The organism is Pseudomonas tehranensis (assembly GCF_014268615.1).
GTDB classification, from domain to species: domain Bacteria; phylum Pseudomonadota; class Gammaproteobacteria; order Pseudomonadales; family Pseudomonadaceae; genus Aquipseudomonas; species Aquipseudomonas tehranensis.
Genome location: NZ_JABWQV010000308.1, coordinates 1 through 5,100, shown reverse-complemented (window position 1 = coordinate 5,100; position 5,100 = coordinate 1). Strand labels below are relative to the sequence as shown.

At 60.6% G+C, this 5,100-nt stretch carries 8 protein-coding genes; 5 read left to right on the top strand and 3 right to left on the bottom strand.

Translation table 11 applies throughout. From position 1 onward, the window contains the following. The first annotated feature begins 103 nt into the window (after nucleotides 1–103). Both HU811_RS24660 and HU811_RS24655 read left to right on the top strand, forming a co-directional pair. Entirely contained in the window at nucleotides 104–538 is a 435-nt protein-coding gene (locus HU811_RS24660; protein ID WP_047228735.1) for a hypothetical protein, read from the top strand. Beyond that, nucleotides 538–942 (top strand): META domain-containing protein, encoded by a 405-nt coding sequence (locus HU811_RS24655; protein WP_047228736.1) that lies wholly within the window; start codon nucleotides 538–540, stop codon nucleotides 940–942. The genes HU811_RS24660 and HU811_RS24655 overlap by 1 nt, the downstream gene beginning before the upstream one ends. A gap of 180 nt (nucleotides 943–1,122) precedes the next feature. Here HU811_RS24655 and HU811_RS24650 read toward each other — a convergent pair whose 3' ends face one another. Further along, the gene (locus HU811_RS24650; RefSeq protein WP_092402728.1) at nucleotides 1,123–1,590 is read right to left on the bottom strand and encodes a TlpA disulfide reductase family protein; all 468 of its coding nucleotides are present in this window, start codon (nucleotides 1,588–1,590) and stop codon (nucleotides 1,123–1,125) included. Nucleotides 1,591–1,717: 127 nt separating this feature from the next. Between HU811_RS24650 and arsC the strand changes: the two genes are divergently transcribed. Genes arsC through HU811_RS24635 form a run of 3 tightly spaced genes read left to right on the top strand, consistent with a single transcriptional unit; the run spans nucleotide 1,718 to nucleotide 3,091 of the window. Next, on the top strand, nucleotides 1,718–2,071 hold the full coding sequence (gene arsC, locus HU811_RS24645; RefSeq protein ID WP_186658592.1) for an arsenate reductase (glutaredoxin): 354 nt from the start codon (nucleotides 1,718–1,720) through the stop codon (nucleotides 2,069–2,071). Further along, nucleotides 2,068–2,673, top strand: coding sequence for an NAD(P)H:quinone oxidoreductase (wrbA, locus tag HU811_RS24640; protein WP_047228739.1), 606 nt, complete (start codon nucleotides 2,068–2,070; stop codon nucleotides 2,671–2,673). Before arsC ends, wrbA begins: the two co-directional genes overlap by 4 nt. Continuing rightward, nucleotides 2,666–3,091 (top strand): DUF2069 domain-containing protein, encoded by a 426-nt coding sequence (locus tag HU811_RS24635; protein ID WP_092457226.1) that lies wholly within the window; start codon nucleotides 2,666–2,668, stop codon nucleotides 3,089–3,091. Before wrbA ends, HU811_RS24635 begins: the two co-directional genes overlap by 8 nt. 224 nt (nucleotides 3,092–3,315) lie before the next feature. Here HU811_RS24635 and HU811_RS24630 read toward each other — a convergent pair whose 3' ends face one another. Together HU811_RS24630 and ttcA are read right to left on the bottom strand one after the other, a co-directional pair. Beyond that, complete coding sequence (locus HU811_RS24630) at nucleotides 3,316–3,990, bottom strand: DNA-3-methyladenine glycosylase I (protein ID WP_092457229.1); 675 nt, start codon at nucleotides 3,988–3,990, stop codon at nucleotides 3,316–3,318. Nucleotides 3,991–4,071: 81 nt separating this feature from the next. Further along, the gene (gene ttcA, locus HU811_RS24625) at nucleotides 4,072–4,896 is read right to left on the bottom strand and encodes a tRNA 2-thiocytidine(32) synthetase TtcA (protein ID WP_076383752.1); all 825 of its coding nucleotides are present in this window, start codon (nucleotides 4,894–4,896) and stop codon (nucleotides 4,072–4,074) included. Between the last annotated feature and the right edge of the window lie 204 nt (nucleotides 4,897–5,100).

The window sequence follows — 5,100 nt, the reverse complement described above, 5'->3', positions numbered from 1 at the left end:
CGCGAGCAGGCTCGCTCCCACAGTGGATTTCGTCACCTGACCAGCATCCGGATCATTCCAAGCCATGCCCCGTGCTAGCATATCGCGCCTATCTGGAGGACCCATGGCCGAACACGATTTCCGCTACACCCTGATGAACCCGCAACACACCCTGACCGAGGTCCGCGCCCTGGCGCCGGGCCGTTATCAGGTCACCGGCAACGGCGGTTCGATTCAGGCCAACGATGTGCTGCTCGTCACCCTCAAAGGCAGCAAGGACTTGTCCATGCGCCTGACCGTGGACACCGTTCGGCACTTGCTCAAGCCCATGGGCCAATGGACTGCCATGACCACTGGCCCAGTGTTCGGGGAGCTGGCGATCCACACCTGGCAGGTCAACTGCGACCGCTGCGCCAAGCAATTGAGCTTTGAATTTGCCGTCGACGCCAAGCTCGGCGTCAAGGCGCAGAAGCCGGCCGCCACCGCGCGCATTGCCGAGCTGGGCTGGACCACCGTCGGTGAAAAACACCTGTGCCCGACCTGCCAGGAAGCCGCCTGATGAAACGCCTGGCCCTGACCGCGCTGATCGGCGCCGGCCTGATGGGTTGCGCCGCCGAGCCGGTGCAACTGCAGCAAAACCGCAGCTACATTCTGGAATGGATTGGCGAACGACCCTTGATGGACTACAGCAACCTGACCATTACCCTGGGGGACGACGGCCGGGCCTACGGCAACGGCGGCTGTAACCACTGGTTCGCGCCCTACACCCTGGAAGGCCATCGATTGAGCTTCGGCAAGATCGGCAGCACCCGCAAACTCTGCGCCCCGGCGCTGATGGAGCAAGAGACGCGCTTTTTGCAGGCCCTGGAAAAAGTCGAACGCTGGGACATCTCGCCCATCGAGCAAATGCGCTTCTGGCCGGCTCAGGGCAAGCCGTTGCGGTGGTGGTTGGAGGAAGGTTGATACTATTCCAAGCTTGATAAAGCACCTTGTGGCGAGGGGATTTATCCCCGCTGGGCTGCGCAGCAGCCCCTCTGCGCTCCGTCTGACACACCACGGTGGCATATAGATCTTGGGGCTGCTTCGCACCCCAGCGGGGATAAATCCCCTCGCCACAAGGGATCCCGCCTGTCAAAACAGGTGTTATTTGAACGCCTGCAACGCCTCAAGCTTGGCCATCACCCCCGCCGCCGTCTGTTCCCCCAGCATCTGCTCGCGCACCTTACCCTGGTTGTCGATGATGTAAGTCACCGGTAACCCTTCGCTGCGCGGGATATCAAAAAAGTCGGCCGGGTCCCGGGCCAGCACGGTGAAGCGGATGCCCATCTTCTCGCTGGCGCTCTTGAGCTCTTCACCTTGCACCTGATCGAAGTTGACCCCGAACACCCCCACGTTACGGCCCTTGAGCTGTTCGGCCAGGGCATTGAACTCGGGGATTTCGGTGCGGCACGGCGCGCACCACTCGGCCCAGTAATTGAGCACCACCCACTGATTGTCCAGCCGTTTGGAGGCGATAGCCTGGCCGTTCTGGTCAACTCCGTAGTCGTTTCCGCAGCCGGCGAGCAACAAAATCCCCATGAATGCCAGTGCCGTCGTCAATCGCCTTGCCATGTGCCAATCCTTGTATTGAATGTGAACGGCGGCGCGGCCCACCGTTTTCGAACGCGCCTGTCTCAGGTGCCGGGTACCTCGCGACACAGTAGAATAGCCGCCACCTTACGCAAGATGCGACCCGCTCATGACCGATCTGACGCTTTATCACAACCCGCGCTGCTCCAAATCCCGCGGTGCGCTGGAACTGTTGGAGGCCCGTGGCCTGACGCCCACCGTGGTCCGCTACCTGGAAACCCCGCTCGACGCAGCGCAGTTGGAACGCCTGTTGGCCAAGCTCGGCATCACCGCCCGGCAACTGCTGCGCACCGGCGAGGACGAATACAAGACCCTGCACCTGGCTGATGAAAACCTGAGCCAGTCCCAATTGATCGCCGCCATCGTCGCCCACCCCAAACTCATGGAACGACCGATTCTGGAAACCGGTGACAAGGCCGTGATCGGTCGCCCGCCAGAGAAGATCCTGGAGATCCTGCCGTGAGCACACCGTACATTCTGGTGTTGTATTACAGCCGCAGTGGCTCGACCAACGAAATGGCCCGGCAGATCGCCCGCGGCATCGAGCAGGCCGGGCTGGAAGCCCGGTTGCGTACAGTGCCGGCAATTTCCGCCGAGTGCGAAGCGGTATCGCCGGATATTCCCGAACAAGGCCCGCTGTACGCCAGCCTCGATGACCTGAAAAACTGCGCCGGCCTGGCCCTGGGCAGTCCGACCCGTTTCGGCAACATGGCCGCGCCGCTGAAATACTTTCTCGATGGCACCAGCAACCTGTGGCTGACCGGCGCACTGGTGGGCAAACCGGCCGGTGTATTCACGTCCACCGCGAGCCTGCATGGCGGCCAGGAAACCACCTTGCTGTCGATGATGCTGCCGCTGTTGCACCACGGCATGCTGATCACCGGCCTGCCCTACAGTGAGTCCGCCTTGATCGAAACCGAGGGTGGAGGCACGCCTTACGGCCCGAGCCATCACGCCGGGGCCGACGGTAAAAGCGGCTTGAACGAACATGAAGTCGCGCTGTGCCGGGCACTGGGTTTGCGCCTGGCAAAAACCGCCCTACTGCTGGAGAACGGCCGTGGCTAAGAAGCCGAAAATACTGCCGCCCATTCAGTGGCTGGAACCGCGGGTACGCATCGCCCGGGTCCTGAGCCTGCTGTGTTTTTTCGGGCTGGCGGGGTTGCTCTGTGTGTATTACCTGCTGATCGCCGACCTGCACGGCGCGCGTCCCTGGGTGATTCTGCTGATCGAGCTGGTGCCGCTGCTAATACTGGCGCCAGGCATGATCAGCGGCAGCCCCCGCGGGCATTCGTGGATGTGCTTTGTGGTGAACCTGTACTTCATCAAAGGCGCACTGGCGGCCTATGACCCGAACCGGCAGGTGTTCGGCGTGCTGGAAATGGCCGCGAGCGTGGCGGTGTTCTGCTCAGCCCTGCTGTATGTGCGCTGGCGGTTTCAGTTGAATCGGCGGTTGGCTGGAGAAGGCGAGCCTTCTGTCGCCTGATAGATGGCTATCGCGAGCAGGCTCGCTCCCACAAGGGATTTTGGGTGTAGGGAATCCGCAAGAAACCACCAGACCACTGTGGGAGCAAAGCTTGCTCGCGATGACTGAGGCAGATTCAACATTGATGTAAGTTGACTCACCGCTATCGCGAGCAAGCTTTGCTCCCACATGAGATGTGTGGCGTTCACTATCCCTGTGGGAGCGAGCCTGCTCGCGATGCGGTCTCAATGATTGACGGTATACGCCAGCATCATCGAAAGCTGGCTCATCGGCCTTCCACCACTCTCTTCATGCCACTGGTTGAAGGCCTGTTGCACCGTCGCCAGATCCCGCAAACTGGTGGGGACTTTGTCGATGATGTCCTGCGCATTGAGCGCGGCTACCACGTCATAACTGGGCACGAAAGTATCCTTGCCCATCATCCGCAAAAAACGCGGCGCCGACAGACCGCCCAGTTGATGGCCGTGCTTTTTCAGGTAGGTCCACAGGCCCACGATATCGGTCACCGGCCAGTCGGCGATCAGCGCGCCGAAGCTGCCTTTTTCATGGGCCACGTCCAATATCAACTGCGCGTTGCGCGGCACGCTTTTGAGCTTGCCCAAGTGGCGGATGATCCGCGCATCCTGCATCAGCCGTTCCAGGTGCTCGGCGCTCATCAGTACGACTTTTTCCGGGTCGAACTTGAAAAAAACCTCTTCGAAGGCCGGCCATTTGGCGTCCACCAGGCTGTGCTTGAGCCCGGCGCGGAAGACTCGCAACGCCATGGTCGAGAGGTAGCGGTCATCGCTGATTTTGCGCAGTTGGGCTGGGGTCTTGGGAACAGGCAGGTGGGCTTCCAGTTCAGCCGCCGAACCGAAGCGGTTCAGACAATACTCGTGCAGCCACTTGTAATCGCGCATGCCCTCTCCTGGGGTCGGAAATGAAAACGGCGCTCTAAGTGGCCTGGCCACGAGCGCCGTGAATAGGAGCCGTTGAGCTCCTTAGAGGTTCACTACGTTGACGAATCGCGGCGTGGCACTTTCGTCGATGCGCAGGTTGGTGAAGTCGAACAGGTTGCGGTCCGCCAGTTGCGACGGAACGACGTTCTGCAAACCGCGGAAAATGCTCTCGGTGCGACCCGGGGTCTTGCGCTCCCACTCCTGCAGCATCTCCTTGACCACCTGGCGTTGCAGGTTTTCCTGGGAGCCGCACAGGTTGCAAGGGATGATCGGGAATTGCTTGAAGTCCGAATAGGCCTGGATGTCTTTCTCGCTGCAGTAGGCCAGCGGGCGGATCACCACGTTGCGCCCGTCATCGGCGCGCAGCTTGGGCGGCATGGCTTTGAGCGAGCCGTTGTAGAACATGTTCAGGAAAAAGGTCTCGACGATATCGTCGCGGTGGTGCCCCAGGGCCATCTTGGTCGCGCCGATCTGGTCGGCAAAGGTGTAGAGCGTGCCGCGACGCAGGCGTGAGCACAGCGAGCAGGTGGTCTTGCCTTCCGGGATCAGTTCCTTGACCACCGAATAGGTGTCCTTCTCGACGATGTGATATTCCACGCCCAGCGATTGAAGGTAGGCCGGCAACACATGCTCGGGGAAACCGGGCTGCTTCTGGTCCATGTTCACCGCGACAATATCGAACTTGATCGGCGCAACCTTCTGCAAATGCATCAGCACATCGAGCAAGGTGTAGCTGTCCTTGCCGCCGGACAGGCAGACCATGACCTTGTCGCCGTCTTCAATCATATTGAAATCAGCGACCGCCTCACCGGCCTGGCGGCGCAGGCGCTTTTGCAGTTTGTTCTGGTTGACCGTAAGAGTGCCCATGACGCGAAATCCGTGAGGTGTGACGAAAGGCCGGCATTTTACGCAAAAAATCCCCTTTCGGCGAAAGCTCATGACGGACGCTATTGTGGCGAGGGGATTTATCCCCGTTGGGCTGCGCAGCAGCCCCCCTTATCAGGGCTGACCTACTGAGGAATCAATGGATTGGGAGCGCTTCGCACCCAACGGGGATAAATCCCCTCGCCA

What these genes read in the sequence shown, in the direction of transcription:
- ttcA (WP_076383752.1), bottom strand. Translation starts at nt 4,896, where the DNA reads ATGGGCACTCTTACGGTCAACCAGAACAAACTGCAAAAGCGCCTGCGC.
- HU811_RS24655 (WP_047228736.1), top strand. Translation starts at nt 538, where the DNA reads ATGAAACGCCTGGCCCTGACCGCGCTGATCGGCGCCGGCCTGATGGGT.
- HU811_RS24660 (WP_047228735.1), top strand. Translation starts at nt 104, where the DNA reads ATGGCCGAACACGATTTCCGCTACACCCTGATGAACCCGCAACACACC.
- arsC (WP_186658592.1), top strand. Translation starts at nt 1,718, where the DNA reads ATGACCGATCTGACGCTTTATCACAACCCGCGCTGCTCCAAATCCCGC.
- HU811_RS24630 (WP_092457229.1), bottom strand. Translation starts at nt 3,990, where the DNA reads ATGCGCGATTACAAGTGGCTGCACGAGTATTGTCTGAACCGCTTCGGT.
- HU811_RS24650 (WP_092402728.1), bottom strand. Translation starts at nt 1,590, where the DNA reads ATGGCAAGGCGATTGACGACGGCACTGGCATTCATGGGGATTTTGTTG.